The sequence below is a fragment of the Micromonospora endolithica genome, from assembly GCF_003626595.1.
GTDB lineage: Bacteria > Actinomycetota > Actinomycetes > Mycobacteriales > Micromonosporaceae > Micromonospora > Micromonospora endolithica.
In genome coordinates this window covers 1083496-1107416 of the sequence record NZ_RBAK01000001.1, presented here as the reverse complement: position 1 = coordinate 1107416, position 23921 = coordinate 1083496, and the positions used below count along the sequence as shown (strand labels likewise).

Annotated in this window: 19 protein-coding genes and 2 tRNA genes; 15 read left to right on the top strand and 6 right to left on the bottom strand. The window is 71.2% G+C overall.

Features of this window, described 5'->3' with window-relative positions; genetic code table 11:
- The first annotated feature begins 180 nt into the window (after positions 1–180).
- The 7 genes from D7223_RS05025 (at position 181) to D7223_RS04995 (ending at position 10891) form a co-directional block, all read left to right on the top strand.
- Positions 181–3051, top strand: a complete 2871-nt coding sequence (locus tag D7223_RS05025) for a PQQ-dependent sugar dehydrogenase (protein ID WP_120725210.1) — start codon at positions 181–183, stop codon at positions 3049–3051.
- Positions 3048–5168, top strand: coding sequence for a ThuA domain-containing protein (locus tag D7223_RS05020; protein WP_120725208.1), 2121 nt, complete (start codon positions 3048–3050; stop codon positions 5166–5168). The genes D7223_RS05025 and D7223_RS05020 overlap by 4 nt, the downstream gene beginning before the upstream one ends.
- A gap of 719 nt (positions 5169–5887) precedes the next feature.
- Positions 5888–7078, top strand: coding sequence for a sensor histidine kinase (locus D7223_RS05015; protein WP_120725206.1), 1191 nt, complete (start codon positions 5888–5890; stop codon positions 7076–7078).
- Positions 7075–7740: a response regulator transcription factor gene (locus tag D7223_RS05010; RefSeq protein WP_120725204.1), complete on the top strand. Its 666-nt coding sequence runs from the start codon at positions 7075–7077 to the stop codon at positions 7738–7740. The genes D7223_RS05015 and D7223_RS05010 overlap by 4 nt, the downstream gene beginning before the upstream one ends.
- 91 nt (positions 7741–7831) lie before the next feature.
- On the top strand, positions 7832–8761 hold the full coding sequence (locus D7223_RS05005; RefSeq protein ID WP_120725202.1) for an ABC transporter ATP-binding protein: 930 nt from the start codon (positions 7832–7834) through the stop codon (positions 8759–8761).
- Positions 8758–9591: an ABC transporter permease gene (locus D7223_RS05000; RefSeq protein WP_120725200.1), complete on the top strand. Its 834-nt coding sequence runs from the start codon at positions 8758–8760 to the stop codon at positions 9589–9591. The genes D7223_RS05005 and D7223_RS05000 overlap by 4 nt, the downstream gene beginning before the upstream one ends.
- A gap of 292 nt (positions 9592–9883) precedes the next feature.
- Entirely contained in the window at positions 9884–10891 is a 1008-nt protein-coding gene (locus tag D7223_RS04995; RefSeq protein WP_120725198.1) for a sugar phosphate isomerase/epimerase family protein, read from the top strand.
- A 47-nt stretch (positions 10892–10938) separates the two neighbouring features.
- On the opposite strand, the gene D7223_RS04990 is transcribed toward D7223_RS04995, so the two are convergent.
- Together D7223_RS04990 and D7223_RS04985 are read right to left on the bottom strand one after the other, a co-directional pair.
- The gene (locus D7223_RS04990; protein WP_120725798.1) at positions 10939–12123 is read right to left on the bottom strand and encodes an ROK family transcriptional regulator; all 1185 of its coding nucleotides are present in this window, start codon (positions 12121–12123) and stop codon (positions 10939–10941) included.
- A 139-nt stretch (positions 12124–12262) separates the two neighbouring features.
- Positions 12263–12658 (bottom strand): hypothetical protein, encoded by a 396-nt coding sequence (locus D7223_RS04985; RefSeq protein ID WP_120725196.1) that lies wholly within the window; start codon positions 12656–12658, stop codon positions 12263–12265.
- Between the two features lie 269 nt (positions 12659–12927).
- Between D7223_RS04985 and D7223_RS04980 the strand changes: the two genes are divergently transcribed.
- The 6 genes from D7223_RS04980 (at position 12928) to D7223_RS04955 (ending at position 18032) form a co-directional block, all read left to right on the top strand.
- Positions 12928–13000 (top strand) — tRNA-Asn (locus D7223_RS04980).
- A 232-nt stretch (positions 13001–13232) separates the two neighbouring features.
- On the top strand, positions 13233–14471 hold the full coding sequence (locus D7223_RS04975; protein WP_120725194.1) for an NAD(P)/FAD-dependent oxidoreductase: 1239 nt from the start codon (positions 13233–13235) through the stop codon (positions 14469–14471).
- A 44-nt stretch (positions 14472–14515) separates the two neighbouring features.
- Positions 14516–15469, top strand: a complete 954-nt coding sequence (locus tag D7223_RS04970; RefSeq protein ID WP_147252428.1) for a hypothetical protein — start codon at positions 14516–14518, stop codon at positions 15467–15469.
- Positions 15466–17181: a M16 family metallopeptidase gene (locus D7223_RS04965; RefSeq protein WP_120725190.1), complete on the top strand. Its 1716-nt coding sequence runs from the start codon at positions 15466–15468 to the stop codon at positions 17179–17181. The genes D7223_RS04970 and D7223_RS04965 overlap by 4 nt, the downstream gene beginning before the upstream one ends.
- A gap of 63 nt (positions 17182–17244) precedes the next feature.
- Positions 17245–17321 (top strand) — tRNA-Ile (locus tag D7223_RS04960).
- Between the two features lie 180 nt (positions 17322–17501).
- A complete protein-coding gene (locus D7223_RS04955; RefSeq protein WP_120725188.1) occupies positions 17502–18032 on the top strand; it encodes a hypothetical protein in 531 nt (176 codons plus the stop codon).
- Positions 18033–18107: 75 nt separating this feature from the next.
- Here D7223_RS04955 and D7223_RS04950 read toward each other — a convergent pair whose 3' ends face one another.
- The 3 genes from D7223_RS04950 to D7223_RS04935 all read right to left on the bottom strand — a co-directional run bounded on the left by D7223_RS04950 (position 18108) and on the right by D7223_RS04935 (position 20011).
- Complete coding sequence (locus tag D7223_RS04950; RefSeq protein WP_120725185.1) at positions 18108–18644, bottom strand: hypothetical protein; 537 nt, start codon at positions 18642–18644, stop codon at positions 18108–18110.
- A gap of 727 nt (positions 18645–19371) precedes the next feature.
- Positions 19372–19713 (bottom strand): cupin domain-containing protein, encoded by a 342-nt coding sequence (locus tag D7223_RS04940; RefSeq protein ID WP_120725183.1) that lies wholly within the window; start codon positions 19711–19713, stop codon positions 19372–19374.
- Between the two features lie 25 nt (positions 19714–19738).
- The gene (locus tag D7223_RS04935; protein WP_120725180.1) at positions 19739–20011 is read right to left on the bottom strand and encodes a hypothetical protein; all 273 of its coding nucleotides are present in this window, start codon (positions 20009–20011) and stop codon (positions 19739–19741) included.
- Positions 20012–20676: 665 nt separating this feature from the next.
- On the opposite strand from D7223_RS04935, the gene D7223_RS04925 reads away from it, so the two are divergent.
- The gene (locus tag D7223_RS04925; protein WP_238161568.1) at positions 20677–21558 is read left to right on the top strand and encodes an alpha/beta fold hydrolase; all 882 of its coding nucleotides are present in this window, start codon (positions 20677–20679) and stop codon (positions 21556–21558) included.
- Positions 21559–21644: 86 nt separating this feature from the next.
- Here D7223_RS04925 and D7223_RS04920 read toward each other — a convergent pair whose 3' ends face one another.
- Positions 21645–22670 (bottom strand): glycoside hydrolase family protein, encoded by a 1026-nt coding sequence (locus tag D7223_RS04920; protein ID WP_120725178.1) that lies wholly within the window; start codon positions 22668–22670, stop codon positions 21645–21647.
- Between the two features lie 309 nt (positions 22671–22979).
- Here D7223_RS04920 and D7223_RS04915 point away from each other — a divergent pair, with 309 nt between their 5' ends.
- Positions 22980–23786 carry a helix-turn-helix domain-containing protein gene (locus D7223_RS04915; RefSeq protein ID WP_158610818.1) on the top strand — a complete coding sequence of 269 codons (807 nt, stop codon included), beginning with the start codon at positions 22980–22982 and terminating at the stop codon, positions 23784–23786.
- Positions 23787–23921: the final 135 nt, after the last annotated feature.

Sequence of the window (23921 nt, the reverse complement as noted above, 5' to 3'; positions counted from 1 at the left end):
TTGGACGGTCGGAAGGTATGGACACATTGACAGAGGCGACTTAATGTCATGGCCATCAACACGGTGTTTCGTCGAGGTGAACCGGCGGCGCGGAACCCCCACGACACATCCCCCGCTACGGCATCCGGCGCGACGGCGCGCGCCCGCCTGGCAGTCACTCGTCAGGAAGGGACCCCCGATATGTCCGCTCAGGACAGAACCACCCCCCACCGCGTACGACGATGGCTCTCCGCCGGCTCGGCGCTGGTCCTGGCCGTCGCCGCCGGAACGGTCGCCCTGGGCGCCGGGCCCGCCGCCCTGGGCGGCGCCACGGCGGCCTCCGCCCACCCCATCGTCGGCACCGACTTCCAGCAGGTCACCCTCGCCAAGGGGGCGGCCGAGGTCGGCGAGCCGATGACGATCGCGGTACTGCCGGACCGCTCGGTGCTGCACACCGCCCGCAACGGCACGGTGCGCCGCACCGACGCCGCCGGCAACACCTCCGTGATCGGCACCCTCGCCGTCTACACCCACGACGAGGAGGGCCTGCAGGGCGTCGGAGTCGACCCCAACTTCGCCAGCAACCGGCACATCTACCTCTACTACGCGCCGCCGCTGTCCACCCCGTCGGGTGACGCGCCCGCGACCGGCACCGACTTCTCCGCCTGGGACGGCGTCAACCGGCTGTCCCGGTTCACGCTGAACGCCGACTTCACCATCAACACCGGCAGCAAGGTCGACGTCCTGGACGTCCCGGCCAGCCGGGGCATCTGCTGCCACGTCGGCGGTGACATCGACTTCGACGCCGCCGGCAACCTCTACCTGTCCACCGGCGACGACACCAACCCGTTCGACTCCGCCGGATACTCCCCGATCGACGAGCGGACCAACCGCAACCCGGCGTACGACGCCCAGCGCAGCTCCGCCAACACCAACGACCTGCGCGGCAAGATCCTGCGGATCAAGGTCAACGCCAACGGCACGTACTCGATCCCGACCGGCAACATGTTCGTCGACTCGGACCCCAAGACCCGGCCCGAGATCTACGCGATGGGCTTCCGCAACCCGTTCCGGATGAGCGTGGACAAGGCCACCGGCATCGTCTACGTCGGTGACTACGGGCCGGACGCCGGCACCACCAGTACCCGCGGCCCCAGCGGCCAGGTCGAGTTCAACCGGGTCACCGGTCCCGGCTTCTACGGCTGGCCGTACTGCACCGGCACCAACACCGCGACCGAGACGTACGCCGAGTGGAACTTCGCCACCGGCACCGCCGGCGCGAAGTACAACTGCACCGGCGGTGCGACCAACAACTCGTTCCGCAACACCGGCCTCACCACTCTGCCCGGGGCGAAGGCGTCCTGGATCCGGTACGCCGGCGACGCCGGCACCCCGCCGGAGTTCGGCGGCGGCTCCGAGTCGCCGATGGGTGGCCCGGTCTACCGCTACAGCGCGACGAACCCGTCCACCACGAAGTTCCCGCAGGGCTTCGACGGCCAGTTCTTCGCCGGCGAGCTGGGCCGCGGCTGGATCAAGCCGATCCACGTCAACGCCGACGGCTCCCCGGGCGCCATCGAGACGTTCCCGTGGAACGGCAAGCAGGTCATGGACATGGCCTTCGGCCCGGACGGCGCGCTCTACGTGCTGGACTACGGCACCGGCTACTTCAACGGCGACGCCAACTCGGCCCTCTACCGGTACGACTACATCGCCGGCGGCAACCGCGCGCCGACCGCGGTCGCGGCGGCGGACAAGACCTCCGGCGCCGCCCCGTTGACGGTGAACTTCTCCTCGGCCGGGTCGTCGGACCCGGAGGGCGGGGCGCTGACCTACTCGTGGAACTTCGGTGACGGCACCAGCTCGACGGCGGCGAACCCGAGCAAGACGTACACCGCCAACGGCAGCTACACCGTCACGCTCACCGTCCGCGACCCGCAGGGCGCCACCGGTACGGCGAACGTGCAGGTCGGTGTCGGGAACACCGCGCCGACGGTGACCATCACCAGCCCCGCCAACGGCCAGTTGTTCTCCTACGGTGACACCGTGCCGTTCAGCATCACGGTGACCGACCCGGAGGACGGCGCCATCGACTGCACCAAGGTCAAGATGACCTACGTGCTGGGCCACGACAGCCACGGCCACCAGATCACCTCGAAGAACGGCTGCACCGGGTCGATCACCATCCCGGTCGACGGTGAGCACGACGACGCGGCGAACATCTTCGGCATCTTCGACGCCGAGTACACCGACGCGGGTGGGCTGACCACGCACAAGCAGCACACGCTCCAGCCGCGCAAGCGGCAGGCCGAGCACTACAAGACCTCGGCCGGCATCGCCACCTTCGACAAGACCACCGCCGAGGGCGGCAAGACCGTCGGCAACATCAACAACGGGGACTGGATCGCGTTCGAGCCGTACCGGCTCGCCAACGTCACCTCGTTCAGCGCCCGGGTCTCCTCGGCCGGCGCGGGCGGCACCATCCAGGTGCGGGCCGGCTCGGCCACCGGCACGGTGCTCGGCCAGGCCACCGTCCCGGTGACCGGCGGCTGGGACATCTTCACCACGGTCACCGGCGCCATCTCCGGACCGCCGGCCGGCACCACCACGCTCTATCTGACCTTCGCCGGATCGGGCACCGGCGCCCTCTACGACGTGGACTCGTTCAGCTTCACCACCGGTTCCTCCGGCGGTGGCACGGGTCCGATCAAGGGGCTGGCCGGCAAGTGCCTGGACGTCCGCAACGCGGCGACCGCCGACGGTACGCAGATCCAGATCTACACCTGCAACGGCAGTGCCGCGCAGACGTGGACGGTGACGCCGAACTCGACGGTCAAGGCGTTGGGCAAGTGCCTGGACGTCTCCGGTGCGGGCACCGCCAACGGCACCAAGATCCAGCTGTGGACCTGCAACGGGACCGGCGCGCAGAACTGGTCGGCGCAGGCCGACGGGACCCTGCGTAACCCGGCGTCGGGCAAGTGCCTGGACGTCTCGGGCAACAACTCCGCCGACAGCACGGTCGTGCACCTGTGGACCTGCCTCGGCGCCGCCAACCAGAAGTGGATCCTGCCATGAGAATCCTCCGACCCGTACTCGGCGTGGCCACCGCCGCCCTCGCCGTCCTCGCCTGTACCGCGCCGGCCAGTCCGGTGAGCGCCGCCGACGCCGCGTACGACGTGCTGGTCTTCTCCAAGACCGCCGGCTTCCGCCACGACTCGATCGCGGTGGGCACCCAGGCCATCCGGGACCTGGGCGCGGCGAACAACTTCACCGTCACCGCCACCGAGGACGCCAACGCCTTCACCACCGGCAACCTGGCCCAGTACGAGGCGGTGGTCTTCCTGAACACCACCGGTGACGTGCTCAACGCCACCCAGCAGACCGCCTTCGAGTCGTACATCGCCTCCGGGCGGGGCTACGTCGGGGTGCACTCCGCCGCCGACACCGAGTACGGCTGGTCCTTCTACGGCAACCTGGTCGGGGCGTACTTCGCCTCGCACCCGGCCATCCAGCAGGCCAACGTGAAGGTGGAGAACCGGGCGCACGCCGCCACCGCCCACCTGCCGCAGACCTGGACCCGCACCGACGAGTGGTACAACTACACGACCAACGCCCGCTCCACCGCGCGGGTGCTGGCCACCCTCGACGAATCGTCGTACTCCGGTGGTGGGATGGGTGCGGACCACCCGCACTCCTGGTGCAAGACCTACAACGGCGGCCGGTCCTTCTACACCGGCGGCGGCCACACCCAGGCGTCGTACGCCGAGCCGGCGTTCCGTGCCCACCTGCTCGGCGGCATCCGGTACGCGGCCGGCCGCACGAAGGCCGACTGCCGGGCGGAGACCGGCTACAGCACCCTCTACAACGGCTCGACCACCGGCTGGTCGCAGGCCGGGCCGGGCAGCTTCACCAACTCCGACGCCACGCTGACCTCGGTCGGCGGGCTGGGCATGCTCTGGTACAGCGCGAAGGAGTTCACCAACTACTCGCTCAAGCTGGACTGGCGGCTCGCCGGGGACGACAACTCGGGCGTCTTCATCGGCTTCCCGCCGTCGTCCGACCCCTGGTCCGCGGTGAACAACGGCTACGAGATCCAGATCGACGCCACCGACGCGGCCGACCGCACCACCGGCGCGGTCTACACCTTCAAGTCCGCCGACATCGCCGCCCGGGACGCCGCGCTCAACCCACCGGGGGAGTGGAACACCTACGAACTGCTGGTCGAGGGCGAGCGGCTCCAGCTCTTCCTCAACGGGGTGAAGATCAACGACTTCACCAACACCAACCCGGCGCGTTCGCTGGCCGGGCACATCGGCATCCAGAACCACGGTACGGGTGACGACGCGTCCTTCCGCAACATCAGGATCAAGGAGCTGGGCGGCACCCCGCCGCCGACCGGCGACACCACGATCCAGGCCGAGGCGTTCAGCTCGGCCAACGGGGTCACCCCGTTCACCAAGGCCGGCGCGAACGGCGGCCAGACGATCGGATACATCGATCCGGGCGACTGGGCGGCGTACAACGGGGTCTCCCTGACCGGCGTGACGTCGCTGCGGGCGCGGGTGGTCTCCGGCGGGCCGGGTGGCACGTTGCAGGTGCGTACCGGCTCGGCCACCGGCACCGTGCTCGGCTCGGTGGCGGTGCCGAACACCGGCAGTTGGACCACCTTCGCCACCGTCACCGCCAACCTGTCGAACGTCCCGTCGGGCACCCAGAACCTCTACCTGACCTTCGCCGGCTCGGGTTCCGGCCTCTTCGACGTGGACGACTTCACCCTGGTGAAGGGGGGCACCGGTAACCCCGGCACCCCCGGCACCGGGCCGATCAAGGGCCTGGCCGGCAAGTGCCTGGACGTCCGCAGCAGCGGCACCGCCGACGGTACGCAGATCCAGATCTACACCTGCAACGGCAGTGCCGCGCAGACGTGGACGGTGACGCCGAACTCGACGGTCAAGGCGTTGGGCAAGTGCCTTGACGTCAGCGGCGGCGGGTCGGCCAACGGCACCAAGATCCAGCTGTGGACCTGCAACGGGACCGGCGCGCAGAACTGGTCGGCGCAGGCCGACGGGACCCTGCGTAACCCGGCGTCGGGCAAGTGCCTGGACGTCTCGGGCAACAACTCCGCCGACAGCACGGTCGTGCACCTGTGGACCTGCCTCGGCGCCGCCAACCAGAAGTGGATCCTGCCCTGACATGACCTGACCGAGGGGTCGACCGCGCGCCGGCCGCTCCCGACCGCCCCACCACGGGCCCCTGCCACGGCAGGGGCCCGTGCCATGTCCCGCCCACAGGCCCGTGCCGGACCCATCCGGCGCCCGTGCGCCCCGTCCGGCCCGTCCGTCCCGTGGGCCCCCGCGCCCCCTGTGCCTCGCACGTGTCAGGTGTGCGCCCGTCCGGCGCGCCGCCTTTCGGGACCCGACCACATGCCAACGCTTTATGTCACCTAGAAATAGTTATGTCCCAGGGAAATGTTGAGTCGGCGAATCGTGCCGCCGGGAATAGGGACCAGTCGGTGCGGGCGGTGCGGGCCGGGCGGTGCGGACCCTGCCAGGTGGGTTCGGTCACGGAGAAAGGGCCGGGCCCGCAGAGCCCGGGTGGTGGGCGAGGCGGTCGGGTTGACGGGCCCAGCCGGCAGCGCCAGCACGGTCGGGCCGGCTGGGTCGGGCCGGCTGCATCGCGCCGCTGGGTCGGGCGCGGGGTTGGACCGTCGGGCCGGCCGGCCGACCGGGCCAGGGCGGCCGGTTGTGGGGTCGGGCGCTGTGCCGGGGGATGGGTTGGGCCGGGGAAGGGCCGAGCCGGAGGGCTGGGCCGAGCCGGGCAGGGCTGGGGTGGCGGTGGGCGACCGGATCGGGTGGCCCGGAGTGGCGGGCAAGGCGCGGGATCGGGCGGCGGCTGCCGTACCTTGAGCCGCATGGGACGCCTCGGGCAGTGGCGTCGGGTGGCCCGGGCGCACCCGACCGGCGGTGACACGGCGCTGGCCGCGTTGCTGTTCGTGGTCAGTCTGCTGCCGGTGGACCCGCCCGGCGGTCCGCCGCGCGACCCGCTGAGCGTGGGCGCGGTGCTCATCGCGCTGGCCGGATGCGCAGCCCTGGTGCTGCGCCGCCGATACCCGTTGCCGGTCCTCGCGGTGGTCACCGGCACGGCGGCCGGGTCGATCCTGGCCGAGCAGGCCCGCGGGCCGTTCGTGCTGACGGTGGCGCTGGCCGCGTACACCGTGGCGACCCGGACCGACCGGCGGACCGCCGTCGTGGCCGGCGCGGCCAGCGCGCTGGTGACCGGTGCGGCCGCGGTGGCCACCCTCGGCATCTCCTGGTGGGACCCGGCGGCGGTGGTGCTGGTGCTGTGGTTCGGTGTCGCGGTGGCCGCCGGCGACGCGGTCCGCAGCCGGCGGGCCTACGTCGCGGTGCTGGAGGAACGGGCCCGGCGGGCGGAGCAGACCCGCGAGCAGGAGGCCCGGCGTCGGGTCGCCGAGGAACGGCTGCGCATCGCCCGCGAGTTGCACGATGTCGTCGCCCACCACATCGCGCTGATCAACGTGCAGGCCGGGGTGGCCGGGCACCTCCTGCGCGAGCAGCCGGACGCGGCCGAGGAAGCGCTCGGGCACGTGCGCGCGGCCAGCCGGACCGTGCTCGACGAACTCGGCACCGTGCTCGGGGTGCTGCGCCGGGACGAGGAGACCGACGCGCCGGTGGAACCCGCGCCGAGCCTGAACCGGCTGGACGCCCTGGTGGAGGGCTTCGCCACCGGGCAGCCGGTGCGGTGGACCGTGGCCGGGCAGCCCCGCCCGCTGCCCACGGCGGTGGACGTCGCCGCGTACCGGATCATCCAGGAGTCCCTGACCAACGCCCACCGGCACGCGCGCGGTGCGGCCGTCGCGGTCCGGCTGCGCTACGACGCCGCCGGCATCACCATCGAGGTACGCGACGACGGCGTCGGCTCCGCGCCGGACGGCCCCGGGGGTACGCCGGGCGCGGGAATGGGTCTGCTCGGCATGCGGGAGCGGGCCGAGTCGGCCGGTGGGACGCTCACCGCCGGCCCGCATCCCGGTGGTGGTTTCCTGGTCCGCGCGCAACTGCCCGCGCCCGAGGAGGTGCTCGAATGACGATCCGGGTGCTGCTGGCCGACGACCAGAAGCTGCTCCGCGCCGGGTTCCGGGTGCTGGTCGAGTCCGCACCGGACCTGACCGTGGTCGCCGAGGCGGCCACCGGGCGGGAGGTGCTCGACCGGCTCCGCGACACCGGGGTCGACGTGGTGCTGATGGACATCCGGATGCCCGAGCTGGACGGCCTGGCGGCCACCCGCCGGATCACCGCCGACCCGGCGCTCGCCGGGGTACGGGTGCTGGTGCTCACCACGTTCGAGGTGGACGAGTACGTGTTCGAGGCGCTGCGGGCCGGCGCCAGCGGCTTCCTCGGCAAGGGCGTCGAGCCGGCCGAGCTGCTGGACGCCATCCGCACCGTCGCCGCGGGCGACGCGCTGCTGTCCCCGAAGGCCACCCGTGGGCTGATCGCCCGGTTCCTGGCCCAGCCGGAGCCGGACCCGCAGGCCACCCCCGACCAGCTACGGGTGCTCACCGAGCGGGAGCGGGAGGTCGTCACGCTGGTCGCCGCCGGCCTGTCCAACGAGCGGATCGCCGAGCGGCTGGTGGTCTCCCCGCTGACCGCCAAGACCCACGTGAACCGGGCGATGGCGAAGCTCGGCGCGCGGGACCGGGCGCAACTGGTCGTGATCGCGTACCAGAGCGGGTTGGTCCGCGTGCGGTAGGCGCGGTGGCCGGGTACCGCACCCGCGGTACGCGCAGGTGTCCGCCGTCGGCCGACGCCGGAGGTCGGGTACGCGGGCGACGGTTGGTCGCATGATTGACGTGACCAACCTCAGCAAGCGCTACGGCGACAAGGTCGCCGTCGACGACCTGACCTTCCAGGTCAAGCCCGGCGTCGTCACCGGGTTCCTCGGGCCGAACGGCGCCGGCAAGTCCACCACCATGCGGATGGTCCTGGGCCTGGATACGCCGACCTCCGGCAGCGTCACCGTCGGCGGTCGCCGGTACGCCGACCACCCCGCTCCGCTGCGCGAGGTCGGCGCGCTGCTGGAGGCGAAGGCCGTGCACACCGGCCGCACGGCCCGCGACCACCTGCTCGCCATGGCGGCGACGCACGGCATCGGGCGGCGGCGGGTCGACGAGGTGATCGACCTGGTCGGGCTGCGCGAGGTGGCCGGCAAGCGGGCCGGTGGGTTCTCCCTCGGCATGGGCCAGCGGCTCGGCATCGCCGCGGCCCTGCTCGGCGACCCGAAGGTGGTCATGCTCGACGAGCCGGTCAACGGCCTCGACCCGGACGGCATCCGCTGGATCCGGGACCTGCTCAAGGGCCTCGCCGCCGAGGGCCGCACGGTCTTCGTGTCCTCGCACCTGATGAGCGAGATGGCGCAGACCGCCGAGCACCTGATCGTGGTCGGGAAGGGGCGGCTGATCGCCGACGTCTCCGTCGCCGAGTTCGTCGCGCGGGCCGCGCACGACACCGTACGCGTCCGCTCGCCGCAGGCGACCCGGCTGCGTGACCTGCTGGTCGGCCCGGACGTGACGGTGACCGGCGGCGAGCCCGGCCTGCTGGAGGTGACCGGGTTGACCCGGGAGCAGATCGGCGACCGGGCCGCCACGGCCGGCCTCACCCTGCACGAGCTGTCCACCCAGCAGACCTCGCTGGAGGAGGCGTTCATGACGTTGACCCGCGACGCGGTCGAGTACACCGCCGAGCCCACCGCTGCCGGAAGGACCGCCCGATGAGCACCGACACCCTGCGCCGACCGACCGCCACCGTGCCCGCCGACGCGAAGGTCACCTTCGCGCGCGTGGTCCGCGCCGAGTGGATCAAGTTCCGTTCGCTGCGCTCCTCGGTGATCATGGTGATCGCCACCGTCGTGCTCCTCGCCGGGCTCGGCCTGGCATTCTCCGCCGTGCTGGCGGACAACCCGCCCGAGGCCGGCACACCGGCACCGCCCGGCGGACCCTCCTCGCTCGACCCGCTGGGCGCGAGCCTCGGCGGCGTCAACCTCGCCCAACTGCTGATCGGCACGCTCGGCGTGCTGCTGGTCGCGGGGGAGTACGCCACCGGCATGATCCGCTCCTCGCTGGCCGCCGTGCCGAGGCGCTGGCCGGTGCTCGTCGGGAAGATCGTCGTACTCGCCGGGGTCTCGCTCGCCGTGCTGGTGCCGACCGCCCTGCTGACCTTCCTCGGCGCGCAGGGCGTCCTCGGCGACGAGGGCATCTCCCTCGGCGACGACGGGGTGCTGCGGGCGGTGCTCGGCGCGGCGTTCTACCTGGCCGGCGTCGGCGTGCTCGGCATGGCCGTGGGCGCGCTGCTGCGCAACACCGCCGGGGCGATCACCACCGTGGTGGCGCTGCTGCTGGTCGTACCCGGGGTGGTCTCGCTGCTGCCGGAGCGCGTCTCCGACGCGGTCTCGCCCTACCTGCCGTCCAACGCGGGCGAGGCGTTCATGTCCATCTCGTCCAACCCGGACCTGCTCTCCCCCGGAGCCGGACTGGCGGTCTTCGTGGGCTGGCTGGTCGCCGTGGTCGGCGCCGCCGTCGTACGCCTGAAGCGCCGCGACGCCTGAGGTGCAAGGAAGGGCCCCCGGTTAACGCCTGGCGTTGTACCGGGGGCCCTTGTTAACGCGCGCTCCAGGTGAACGCGCGGGTCTTCCGCGTCGCGCCCCGGCGCACATAGAGTGGGGGCGGCGACCGTGCAGGTGGCCGGTGACCCGGCGGGAGGCGCAACCCGTCGGGCCCAGGTGCGCTCCGCGTGCCCACCGGTCCGTGCCCGGCCCGCCGTGACGACGGCCTGGCCGGTCACCCCTCGCCCCGGTCACGCACGCAGTGGAATCCCCATCACATCAGGGGAGAAGGACAATGGCGCGACCCATCACGCTCTTCACCGGCCAGTGGGCAGACCTGCCGTTCGACGAGGTCTGCCGGCTCGCCTCCGAGTGGGGCTACGACGGCCTGGAGATCGCCTGCTGGGGCGACCACTTCGAGGTCGACAAGGCGTTGGCCGACGACTCGTACGTCGACCGCAAGCGGGAGACCCTCGCCAAGCACAACCTCCAGGTGTTCACGATCTCCAACCACCTCGTCGGCCAGGCGGTCTGCGACCACCCGATCGACGAACGGCACCAGGACATCCTGCCCGCGCGAATCTGGGGCGACGGGGAGCCCGAGGGCGTCCGTCAGCGGGCCGCCGAGGAGATCAAGAACACCGCGCGGGCGGCGGCGAAGCTCGGGGTGAACACCGTCGTCGGCTTCACCGGCTCGTCGATCTGGCACACCCTGGCGATGTTCCCGCCGGTGCCGCCATCGATGATCGAGCGCGGCTACCAGGACTTCGCCGACCGGTGGAACCCGATCCTGGACGTCTTCGACGAGGTGGGCGTGCGCTTCGCGCACGAGGTGCACCCGAGCGAGATCGCCTACGACTACTGGACGACCAAGCGCACCCTGGAGGCGATCGGCAACCGGCCCGCGTTCGGGCTCAACTGGGACCCGTCGCACTTCGTCTGGCAGGAGCTGGACCCGGTGAACTTCATCTTCGACTTCGCCGACCGGATCTACCACGTCGACTGCAAGGACGCGAAGGTACGCACCGGGGACGGCCGGCGCGGCCGGCTCGCCTCCCACCTGCCCTGGGCCGACCTGCGCCGGGGTTGGGACTTCGTCTCCACCGGCCACGGCGACGTGCCCTGGGAGGACTGCTTCCGGGCGTTGAACGCGATCGGTTACGACGGTCCCATCTCCATCGAGTGGGAGGACGCCGGGATGGACCGCCTGGTCGGCGCGCCGGAGGCGTTGCAGTTCGTCCGGCGGCTCGCCTTCGACGCCCCCTCGGCGGCCTTCGACGCCGCGTTCAGCAGCAAGGACTGACCGCTCGGTGGCCGGCCGGGGAGCTGTCCCCGGCCGGCCGCCACCGGTCAGCCGGGCGCGAACGCCTGGTCGCTGATCAGCCGGGCGGCGCCGATCACGGTGGCCCGCTGGTCGAGATCGGACAGCACGATCGGCATCGTGCCGGTGGCCAGCGGCGCCGACCGGCGGTAGACCACGGCGCGGATCTCCGCGAGCAGCGTGTGCCCCAGGCCCGCCGGCGTACCGCCGATGATCACGATGGCCGGGTTGACGAAGCTGACCATCCCGACCAGCGCCTGGCCCAGCCGCCGTCCCGCCTCCCGGACCACCCCGTGTGCCGCCGGGTCGCCGGTGCCCACCGCCGCCACCACGTCGGCCACGGTGAGGCCGCCGGCCTCGGCGAGTCGGGCGGCCAGCGCGGGGGAGCGGCCGCCGCGCGCCGCCGCCAGCGCCGCGTCGACCAGGCCGGCGTCCCCGCAGTACGCCTGGAGGCAGCCGACCTCGCCGCACGCGCACGTCGGGCCGTCCTCGGTCGTCCGCAGGTGGCCGATGTCCCCGGCGCTGCCGGTGGCGCCCCGGTGCAGCCGGCCGCCGATCACCAGCCCGCAGCCGACACCGGCGCCGAGCCGCAGGTAGAGGAAGTCGTCGAAGGTGCGTCCGACGCCGGCGTGCCGTTCACCCAGCGCGCCGACGTTGGCGTCGTCGTCGACCAGCGTCGGACTGCCCAGCTCGGCGGCGATGGTGTCGCGCACCGGGAACCGGTGCCAGCCGGGCAGCAGGGGCGGGGAGACCGGCACGCCCTCGCGGATGTCCACCGGCCCGGGCAGGGCGACGCCGACGCCGGTGAGCCGGCCGAGCCCCAGCTCGGCGCGGAGCTTGCCGATCAGCTCGACGGCCCGACCGACCACCCGCTCCGGCCCCTGCCGCACGTCCACCGGCTCGCGCAGCTCGGCGAGCGGGGTCAGTTCCCCGTCGGTGACCGTGACGACCAGTTCCCGCGTACCGATGACGACACCGGCGAAGCGCACGCCCCCGGCGAGGCGCAGCAACGACGAGCGCCGGCCGCCGCGGGACGCGGCGGGGCCGGCGGTCTCCACCAGGCCGGCCGCGACCAGCCGCTCCACCTCGCTGGTGAGTCGCGCGCGGGGCAGGCCCAGCGCGTCACCCAGTTCCACCCGGGACCGGGGGCCGTCGTCGCGCAGCAGGGTGACCAGGCGCGCCTGGTCGGCGTTCTCCGGACGGACCGACACCATCGCCGTCACCTCCCGCAGCGGAGTCTGCCACGGTGGTGTTTCCACCGCGTGGCGAACGCTGCCGCCGTGGCCGGCGGTCCGGACGCACGCCAGCGGGCCGGTCACCTCAGGTGACCGGCCCGCTCAGTTGGTGCGTGGGTCAGAGGCTGCTGCCGCTGGTGCCCGGGCTGGACGGCTTGCTGTTGCGGGGCGTGGTGGTCGCCGAGGACGTGCTCGACGTCGAGCTGGTGCCCGACTTCGCGCCGACCGAGGCCGGCGTGCCGGCGAACGCGTCGTCGGCGGCGGTCAGCTCCTGCTTCTGACCGTTGCCGGTGCTCAGCTTCTCGCCCAGCTTCGACTGGCCGATCTTGTCCTTGCCCTCGCTGTAGAGCCGGTTGGCCTGGGCCTGCGCGACACCGGCCGCCTCCTGGACGGTCGGGTGGTCGAGCACCTTGCGACCCCGGACCACCAGCTCCTCGTACTTCTCCCGACCGGCACGGGCGCCCAGGACGAATCCCGCAGCCAGCCCGCCAAGAAACATGATCTTTCCGCGCATGGCGGCTCCTCTCGTACCTGACGCTCCGTCGGTCCGCCGTACAACCTGTCGGGACCGATCGGTTCGCGCCTGCGTCCTCTGTCGGCAGCTAACTACCCATCCTGCTCTCCGCTCATGCCTCCCTGTGCCCCGATGGCAATTTGTCTGCTTTGTTGGCCTACTGATTCGGCGGATCGGATGAGTAACCCCCTGGACCGATACCCGGGTGAGTCCTGTACTCTTGTCCCGTCGCACGGCGAAGGGGATCCTTCCGCCGGGTGACGGCACGATCCCCTGTAGCTCAATTGGCAGAGCAGCCGGCTGTTAACCGGCAGGTTATTGGTTCGAGTCCAATCGGGGGAGCTTCTCCACCAGACGCCCGTCGGCAGCGCCGACGGGCGTTCGTCGTACGCGGCCCTCCCGCGCCCCGGCAGGCGTGAGGAGGGGTCCCTTCCCCGCGCTTTTCGGAGCGGAAGGGGCCCCTCCCATCACATCCGGGGCAGGATGGGCGCACCGGGTGTGGCGGTCGCGATCGGGGTACTGAGGTGTGGTGGCCGAGCCGGCGGTACCGGTCCCAGGGCGAGGGGGAAGCGCGATGCTGGCGGAGACCGACGTGGTGATCGTGGGCGGAGGGCTGGCCGGCCTGGCCGCGGCCCGGCGGCTGCACCGCGCCGGGGTGCCGTGGCGGCTGCTGGAGGCCAGCGGCCGGCTCGGCGGCCGGGTGGCCACCGACGCGGTCGACGGGTACCTCCTCGACCGGGGATTCCAGGTGCTCAACACCGCCTACCCCCGGCTCGGCACGCTCCTCGACGTCGACCGGCTGGACCTGGGCTACTTCACCTCCGGCGTGCTCGTCCGCCGGGGCGACGAGCTGAAGCGGCTGGTCAACCCGCTGCGCGAGCCCACCGCGGCCCCCCGCACCGCGCTCGCCGGCGTCGGCTCCCTGTCCGACCGGCTGCGCTTCGCCGCGCTCGCCGCCGGTGCCGCCACCCTGCCCACCGAGCGGCTGCTGGCCGCGCCGGAGACCACCAGCGAGGCCGCGCTGCGCCGGGCCGGGCTCTCCGACGCGATCATCGAGGAACTGCTGCGCCCGTTCCTCTCCGGCGTCTTCATCGACCGCGAATTGGAGACCTCCAGCCACGTCCTCGCCATGGTGCTGCGCTCCTTCGCCCGGGGCCGGATCGGGCTGCCCGCCGAGGGAATGGCCGCGCTGCCCCGCGCCATCGCCGACCCGCTGCCGGCCGACCTCATCGACCTGGACACCCCGGTCGCGGAGGTCGCGCCGGGCCGGGTGCGCACCCAGGCCGGCGACATCGGCTGCCGCGCCGTCGTGGTCGCCACGGACCCGCCGGCGGCGACCACGCTGCTGCCGCGACTTCCCCGGGTACGCACGCACAGCTACACGACCTACTACCACAGCACCGACACCGCGCCCCTGGACGAGCCGATCCTGCTGCTCGACGGCGACCGCCGGGAGATCGTCGCCAACACCGTGGTGATCAGCCGGGCCGCGCCCAGCTACGCGCCGGACGGCAGGCACCTGGTGGCCACGTCCGTGGTCGGCCCGTCCGCGCCGCCCGAGCCGGCCGTCCGCGCCGAGCTGACCCGGCTCTACGGACGGTCCACCGCCGACTGGACCCACCTCACCACCGTGGTGATCCCCGACGCGTTGCCCGCCGCGCCGCCCCCGCAGGGCCGGCTGCGCAAACCGGTGTCCCTCGGCGACGGGCTGTACGTGGCCGGCGACCACCGGGACAGCCCGTCCATCCAGGGCGCGCTGGCCAGCGGCTGGCGTACCGCCGGAGCCGTCCTGGACGACCTGCGCGCCGGCTGAAAGGGGGACCGCGGGCCGGTTGATGATCACCTATGATCCTCGCCGTGACCGCACCCCCCACGCCGCCGACCTTCGACGCCGCGGCCGCGTACCCCCAGGTCGGTGAGGCTCGCGCGGCGCTCGCCGCCCGCGACTGGCCGGCGCTGCGGGCGGTCGTCGACGCCCAGGACGCCTACGGGCGGACCGTCCTCGTGGACGAGGTCGGCGACGCCTCCGACGTCGAGGACTTCCTCCGCGCGACGGCGGCCGAACGGCCGGACGACCCGCTGCCCGGCACCATGCTCGGCGCGCACCTCATCGACGCCGGCTGGCGGATCCGCACCGACCACCGGGCCCAGCACGTCAGCCGGGACCAGTTCGACCAGTTCTTCGACCACCTGCGCCGCGCCGAACAGGTGCTCATCGACGTGACCGCCCGGCACCCCGACGAGTCCGCCGCGTGGACCCAGCGGATCACCAGCGCCCGCGGGTTGCAGCTCGGCCAGGCCGAGGCCCGCCGACGGTACGACCGGCTCGCCGCGCACCAGCCGCACCACCTCCCGGCGCAGCGCTCACTGCTGCAACAGTTCTGCCCGAAGTGGAGCGGCGACTGGGAGCGGGCGCACGGCTTCGCCCGGGAGTGCGTCGCCGCCGCGCCGGCCGGTGGCCCGCACGCGGTCCTGATCGTCGAGGCGCACCTGGAACAGGCCCTCGACGACGGCGGCCTGAACGCGGCCCGCACCTACCTCACCGCACCGCGGGTCCGCGCCGAGATCGCCGAGGCGGCGCAGCGCTCGGTCGGGCACCCCGCCTTCCGGCACACCTGGGGCTGGCCGATGGTCCGCAGCACCTTCGCCTTCGCGTACTGCCTGATGGAGGACTGGACGGCGGCGGCGCGACAGTTCGCGGCCCTGGGCGCGATCGGACACACCTCGTTCTTCGACTACCTGCGGGGCGACGGCGAGAAGCAGTTCCTGCGGTACCGCGAGAAGGCGTACGCGAAGGGCGGCCGGCCATGATCCAACACCTCGACGTCGACGGCGTACCCACGCTGCTCGCACCCACCGGCGGTCCGATGCGCGCCGGGTTGGCCTTCCGGGTCGGCACCGCCGACGAGACGCTGGCCCGCAGCGGCATCACCCACCTGCTCGAACACCTCGCCCTGGCCCCGCTCGGCGTGGCCGACTACCACTTCAACGGCGCCACCGCGCCGGTCCTGACCACGTTCCACATGCAGGGCTCCGAACAGGACATCGCCACCTTCCTCACCGCCGTGTGCGCCAACCTCACCGCGCTGCCCACCGACCGGCTGGAGGTGGAGAAGGAGATCCTGCGCACCGAGTGGAGCGGCCGGGGCAACTCGATCGTCGACAGCATCCCGCTGTGGCGGCACGGCGCCCGCGACCACGGCCTGGCCAGCTACCCCGAGTGGGGGCTGTCCGCGCTCACCGCGGACGACCTGCGGCAGTGGGCCGCCCGCTGGTTCACCCGGGAGAACGCGGTGCTGTGGATCGCCGGTGACCGGATTCCGGCCGGCCTGCGGCTGGCGCTGCCCGCCGGCGTACGCCAGCCGGTGCCGGCGGCCTCGTCGGCGCTGCCGAGCACGCCCGCGTACTTCGCCAACGGCTCGCGGGCCGTCGTGCTGGACTCGGTCGTGCGGCGCTCGACCGCCGCCAGCCTCTTCGCCGAGGTGCTGGAGCGCGAGCTGTTCCGTTCCCTGCGCCAGGAGGCCGGACTGTCCTACCAGACCACCGCCGGCTACGACCCGCGCGGCGACGGGTACGCGACGCTGCGCGCCCTCGCCGACGCGCTGCCGCAGAAGCAGGACGCGGTGCTCGGCGGCTTCGTCGACACCCTCGCCAAGCTGCGGGTCGGCCGGATCGAACAGGCCGACCTCGACGCGGCCGTCGGCAAGCGGCAGGACGTCCTCGGCACCGCCGAGGTGGACGCCGCGCGGCTGCCGTCGTACGCCTTCAACGTGCTCACCGGGGAACGCACCCTGACCGTCGAGGAACACCAGGCGGAGCTGAAGGCGGTCACCGTCGCCGACCTGCACGAGGTGGCGCGGGAGGTGACGTCCACCGCGCTGCTGATGGTGCCCGACGGCCACCGCGCCGACTGGGCCGGTTTCACCGCGGCACCCACCCGCTCCACCCACGCCGTCGCCGGCACCGCGTACCGCGAGAAGGAGGACGACGGCGAGCTGCGCGTCGGCGGTGAGGGGGTGAGCTACCTCGGCCCCGGCGGCCCGCTCACCGTGCGGTACGCCGACTGCGCCGTCCTGCTCGCCTGGCCGGACGGCGCCCGCCAGCTGATCGGCACCGACGCGATCTCCATGCGGATCGAACCCACCATGTTCCACCTGCACCCCGACGCGCTCCGGATGATCGACGCCCAGGTGCCCGCCGACCGGCGGGTCCTGATGCCGGCGCGCGACCCGGAGCACATCCCGCAACCCCGTAGCGCCGGACGACCCGACCGCTCTCCCGCACGCGGTCAGCGGTCGGGCGCGACGCCGGCGAAACGGTCCTGGTGGGAGATTCCGCTGATGGTCGTCAGCGGCCTGGTCGCGCTGGCGATCGGCGGGCCGACCTTCCTGCTGACCCTCGGCATGTTCATCACCCCGACCGGCCAGGACGAGCAGTGGCTGTGGGGCGTCGTCGTGGTCGGCTGGCTGCTCACTGTTATCCTCGCGTTGCCCATCGTGCTGCTCCGCCGACGCCGCCGATGAGCGAGGGCGTCGCTTCGTGCTGGCCGGTGATCGACCGGGCGGGATAAGATCCGGCGCGGTGCCGGGGCGGTAGCTCAGCCGGTTAGAGCAGGGGACTCATAATCCCTCGGTCGCGGGTTCGAGTCCCGCCCGCCCCACCAGCACTGTCCCGGGTGATCTCGGGTCCGAGTACAGTCAAGCGGTCACGCCGTCTCCTCCTCGCCGGAGCACTCGGTCGATGGCCGAGGCAGCGTGACGAGCCCTCGCCGGCAGGACGTGCCCGTAGGTGTCGGCCGTCATCTGGATCGCGGAGCGCCCGATGGTCGGCCTACGCTGCTGAGGTGTTGACCATCAGAATGAACGAGTCGGCGGCAGCAGCGCTCCAACCGCTGGGCTCGACGGCCGCTCTCCCCGCCGCAGAGATGCACGACGAGTTACGCGATAAGGTCTCGCGAGGCGTAGTCGAGTCTGAGGGCGCGCTGGTCTTCGCCGCACACCACGGGTCTGATTCACCGACTGCGGCGCTTGCCCGCATGGGTTGGCCGGATCTGACCCACTACGAATGCCAGGTCAACAGTTTCCATCTGGAGGACTACGCGCCTGTCGAGGTAGCTCTGCTCGAGGATGGGCAGCCGCAGATCAGCGACGCTGATCAGGTCACCCTGCTGCGGCTCGGGCTGGCCGTCGCCGACGCTGTACGCAACCGGGTTCGCGCCCACGCCTCAAGGACGCCGATCCGCTGCATCATCAGCGCCAACGACACGAACGGCGTCTTCCGATTCCATCGAATCCGAAGCGGTGAGCAGTGGGGCGTCCTCAACCTGGACCAGTACCAGTGGGAAATGGCGGTGATTGTTGACGATCGACCCTGACTACTGGTTCGTCCGATAGCGGGCCTGCTTGCATAGTGGGTGGACTGTCGTGTCGAACAGGCGCGCGTTCCATGTCTACTGCCGGCGCGGGAAGCCGATGTCGTCGAAGAGTGAGTAGTGCTCGGCGAAGGCCGTGACGGCGCGCTGGGCTGCGGCTACGGTATCGTCCAAGGTGGTGAGTTCCTCGATGACGCGCATGACAGTGTGTTCGCCGGCTGGATACTTGAACAGTGGCTGGAGGAGGTCGACGTCGATCGCGGCGGTTAGCGTGAAGCCGTCCTCGCGTAGCGTCAGCCGCAGGTAGAGGCGGATCTCGGACGGATAGTCCGTGACTTCCACCGGGAGATGCGGCAGCCTGATCGTCATGGCATTGAACGTCAGATGTCCGCCGAGCGATGGCTGGCCTACCCCGTCGTACGGGTCGAACGACAGCCGACTTCCCCAGATCAGCGCCTCGTCATCCGTGCCCTCGAACCGGCTGCGCCCGCGGTCGCCATCTGGCACGAAAAGGTGGTAGTTCAGGCAGAGTTCGGTGAAGTGGCGCTCAATGGTCCAGGCGGCCTCCGTCATCCCACGCAGCAGGACTGCCATCGCTGAACTCACCGTCTCCATCGCGGCCAACCATACGGCAATCTGTCGGCGACGCGTGAAATCGGACCCCGGATCGGCGGGTAAATCTGGACCCCAGATCTCAAACGGCGGCTGCCGTACTAGGTGAAGTCAGCGGCAACGGGTCACCGGCGATGGTCGCCGGTTGGTTCGCATGGTGGTACCTCCGGCCCACCGATAACGAGTGAGCCAGGGACGGTCCACGGCTGCCCGACGAGGAGATCCTCAGGGACCAGCCCGTGGATCAGGCGAAGGCTTTGCCCCGCACGAGGGAAGCAATCATGGACCACCGGGCAGTCGGTTGGCCCGGCCCAGCAAGAACCCCGCAGCCGATGGCGTCCCGGCTACTGGCTCCGGCACCCGGCCCTTGGCGTTCCCACTGGCGCATTGCTGGTTCTGGTCGTCGTCTATTGCGGTCTGGGGAACCTGCAGCAGCGGAACCAGATGGTGGAGCGCCACCCGCAGCGGGGAGAAGGTAATCACCTGGGCCAGCCATTCTTTCCGGGACGAACCGCACGTCGGGGAAGAGGTCGACGTGATCTGGACGCCAATGAGGTGGCGACTCTCAGCCGATACGCACGAGCGCTGGGTGCTCGGATGTGCACTATCTTCGACTTCAGCGGCAGCGGATCACCGACGGTCGTGACGGTGTGGTTCGCATGGCTGCCCTCCGGCCGCAATCCCGCAGGTCAAGGGCGCCTGGTGGGTGGTGTTGCCATCCGTCGCCGCGTTAGTGAGCGGGTACCGAGACACACACCATGGTGGTGTCCTCCAGCGCCTCGACGATCCCCGCTGCCTGCGCCGGGACGTGCACGAAGTCGCCCGAACGGACAGTCACGGCGTCGCCTCCGGCACCCACCCGTAATGCTCCGCTGATTACCACCCAGACTTCCGCATAGGCGGCCGGCAGGTCGGCTCGCGCCCCGGCGGCGAAGAACGCCGGGTAGGCGCTCATCGAACGGTCGATCTCATCGCGGAAGCCCGGCGCAACAAGAATCCCGTCGCCGAAGCGGACCGCGTCGTCGCCGATTGTCGAGCTGAAGCGGCGGGCCCGTGCGGACGGGTCAGGCATGTCGAATCCCTTCTGAGGGAGCGGGTCAGGCGTCGAGGTCCGTCGCGGCGACGACGTGAACGGGCGGGGATTGGAGCCCGAGCTGTCGTGCGAGCGCCGGGATCTCCGGGTCCGCGAGGAACCCTTCATAGTCCTTCGCGTCCCAGTCGAAGATGGACCACGCCCGGTGTGCGTCGTTGGGATCGAAGAAGACCTGGGCGCGTCGGCAGCCGTGCTCACGCCGCTTCGCCGCTCCGATCGTGGTGAAAACCTCGAGGAATCGGGCACGGTCGGTGATCCTGATGATGGTGACGATCACTTGGCTGCTCCTCAACTCCGGGGGCGACGCTCGAGCTTGAAGGTGAACCGTAGGACTTCGAGCCTGGTTGAGGTCAAGGTCCGGGCGGCGTGCCGCCGGTCGGATACGGGGTGGGGAACGGAGGAGCAGGTCGGCGGGTCGACGCGGTGGACGACTCTCGGTGAGCGGGTTTCGACTTGCCGCAAACGGCCCCGGTCGGGTCGCCGGCTGCCGTACGGCAGCCGGACTCCGCACCAGGGTGGTGGATCCGCGGGTCAGTTCTGGCCGGGGCTCGCTACGGGTAGTCCTGCTTCCTTGGCGCGTTCGAGCAGCCGCCGGTCGTAGGTGACGAAGGCGGTGAGTGCCGTGCCGGACTCGTTGGTCAGCACTTGACGGCGGCCGGCACTCCGACCAACGCTTGCGGCGTAGCTGAATCGAGCGGCTACTCCTGCCGCAGCGGACCGTGTTCGGTGAGCGATGCGTGCCGAGCGAACGGCTGATCGAAACATTTGTTCAAGCCCGCGGTACCCATGCTTGACGACAGTGGGCACATGACTGCTCCGCGACCTTTCCACAACAACCCGTTGGACGACGCCGATCAGTGGTCCCCTGACCGGGAGCGGCACGTGGGGCGCACTCGCCGCCGACGGCGACGTGTCATCGCCGCAACAACTGTTCTCACAATCGTGGGACTGCTCCTGGGAAACGCGGCGACGGTCCGGTGGCAGGAGGCCGAGGCCACCGGGAACTCGACCCTGTCCCTTGACGGTGGGGACATCCAGGTGCGCCAGGACGGACCCCACGACGCCCCCGCACTCGTGCTGATCCACGGGTTGGGCGGCTCGATCCGCTGGTGGGATCGGGTGGTTCCGCTGTTGGCGACGCCCCATCGCGTCATCCGGATCGACCTGCTCGGCCACGGCCAGTCGGACAAACCGGCCGGCGGCGGCTACGCGATCCCACAACAGGCACGCCGGGTCGGCCAGGCACTGGACCTGCTCGGCGTCAAGCAGGCCATCGCGGTCGGTCATTCCACCGGCGGCTATGTCGCCACCGCCCTCGCCGAGCAACGGGGTGACCTGGTGACCGCACTGACGCTCATCGACACCGGACCCCGCATCGACGCCTTCATCTCGAGCGGGCCTGTCGGCCAGCTCATCTTTCTTCCCGTGATGGGGCAACTGCTGTGGCGGCTCAGGACCGACGGGATGATCCGCCAAGGGTTGAGCACCGCGTTCGCCCCGGGATCCGAGACACCGCAGCAACTCGTCGACGACGCTCGCGGCATGACCTACCGTGCGTTGACCGCGACATCACGAGCGTCCGACGACTATCTGAAAGCGCGTCCGGTTCCAGACCGGCTCACGGCGCTCGGCAAACCGCTGCTGGTGATCTTCGGCGAGCAGGACCAGCGGTGGCACTCCTCGACCGCCGCACTGTACGGCACCGTTGCGGGCTCGAGAGTCGAGTTGCTGCCGGGCGTTGGACACTCACCCATGATCGAGGATCCGGCGCAGACCGCCGCACTTCTCCTCACCTTCACCGGTTCCGTGCTCAACGGTCAGTAGCGACCTGGCGGAGCGCATCTGCCTGCCCTGTCCGATCAGCGAGCTGGACTGCCGGTCGGCCCCGGGGCGGCAACGAGACCGTCAGCTCAAGAACGACCGGCGTCGGTACACTCCCGCGGCTGCCGGCGGAAGGTGATCCGGCCGGTCGCCAGGTAGAACGGCGCGGGCACCGGTGGGAGCTGTCGGACCCGCAACCGGTGGAACACCTCACGGGGCCAGGAGATCGGCGCATGGGTGCCGGTGGCGAAGACGTGCATGGTGTCGTCGCCGTCGAGAACACACGCCGGCCCGCAGACGCCGGCCGCGTACCACGGCTCGGCGTGGGTATCGGTGTCGAGAAGTCGTTGCGGCCGGGACCAGCCGGCCCGTCCGGCCGGTGGGCCCTCGCTCTCGGTGATCCACAAGCCCTGGGACGGAAACGGCGTGGTCCCGTGCAGGTTGGTGCCACGAGCGAGGATCATTCGCCACCCCGGCGAGCCGTCGGCAATGGTGTTGTCGAAGAAGCCCTCGGCGCTGGTGGCGAACCGTTCGGGTGCCTGCCAGCGCAACCCGTCGTCGCTCTCGGTGTAGCGCAGCTCGTAGTCCGGCTGCTCGCCTCGACCGACCTCGCCGACGCAGGCCAGGTACCACATCCGCCACCGGCCGCTGGTCCACAGGACGAAGGGTTCCATGGCGCTCGGCCGTCCAGCGTCCCCGCAGAGCACCGGCTCGGGACGTCGACGCCACTGCCCGTCCTCGCGTTCGAGGCAGCCGATCGCATACCGGCTGCGCGGTCCGCTCATTCTCCGCGAGCGCTGCCCGGCGTAGTAGATCCGCTCGACCGGCTCACCATCCACCTCACCTCGGACGTAGCTCGGGGTGTGCATGCCGGCGGCGTCCCAGTCGCCGCGCCGGGGCGGGCCGAGCGGAACCGCACGGCCGCGACCGTCGACGACGAACTGCCAACGGTCGTCGGTGATGTCCGCCGACGGCGGCAGGCGAGCCTCGAAGATCCGTACGGCGAACCTCGTGGTGACCGCTCCGACGAACATCGACCAGCCTTGACCGCGGCGGTGCACGTCGGGATCACTGACCCCCAGCAGCCCGTGCCCCGGTCGTGGGTCGCCCAGCATGTCGAACAGCCGACGCGTTTCGGTAAGGACCCAGTTCGACGACTTGGAGTCGAACCGGTCGCCTGCCGGAAGTGGTGGTACGGGCTGCGCTGACCGACCAACCTGATGCGCCCTGTCGTCGCCGTGGTGCTCCATCAAGCCCTCCTTTTCTCTGCTTGCGATACAGCTCGGCGGGCAGTGGGTGCGCGCGTAGCGGAACCACTTGCGGCTCAAGTTTCCGCAGCGCAGCCAACGGGATCTTGGACAAATGCTCACCCGGCTGACGGCGTCCATCGCAGGTCTGCGAACCCGGCGTTAAACTCGGCAGACATGACCGGTGCCGCCCCCGTCGGCCGCTCCCGGGGCGAATGGACCGTCGCGCTGCCGGCGCAGCAGCCATCCGTCCCTGGCGTACGGCTCGTGGGATTCCTGGAACGCACCGGCCTGCCATTCAGCGAACTCTTGCTCCCCAGCCCGACCGTCAGCATCGTGATCGACTGTGCAGGAGGATCGCTGAGCGCCACGTCGGTCGGTTCGGCCGCCCTCGTCAGCGGGGTGGCACCCGCCAATGAGCGAGTCCACGGTTCTTACATCGACTGCCTTGAGGTCGAGCTGTCGCCGCTGCTCGTGCCTGCCCTGTTCGACGTCGATCCTCGCGATCTCGGCCACGCGGTCGTCGCTCTCGACGAACTCTGGGGGCGGGACGCCGAAAGGTTGACGAACCAGCTGCACCAGGTGCAGAGCTGGGAGCGGCGCTTCGCGGAGCTGGACAACGTCCTCGTCCGTCGCTACAACGCACGCGCCCGCCCCGATGGCGAGATCGTTGATGCGTGGCGACGGATCATCCGCAGCGGCGGTCAGGTGTCAATCACCGCGTTGACTGAGCGCTACGGCTGGTCCCGTACCCGCCTGTGGCGGCGCTTCACCAGTCAGCTCGGCATCAGCCCGAAACACGCCGCACGCATTGCCCGATTCCACGGTGCGCTGCGTCGCATCAGCCGGGGCGAGGAACTCGCAGCCGTCGCGGCGGCTTCCGGCTACACAGACCAGTCCCACATGCACCGCGAATTCCGCGAGTTCACCCTTACCACCCCGAAGTCCTTCCAGGGTGACCCGCTCTGGAGCGAACTGACCTGACCCCGATCGCATCGGCAAGCGCCTGACCGGCTCCTGAGGTGCCCGTCGCACTGCTGCGGGATCCGACTGCGCGTGGCTTCCTGACGGGCCGCCCGAGGATCATCGGCCCAACCCCTTGGGCCCGCCGACGAGGGG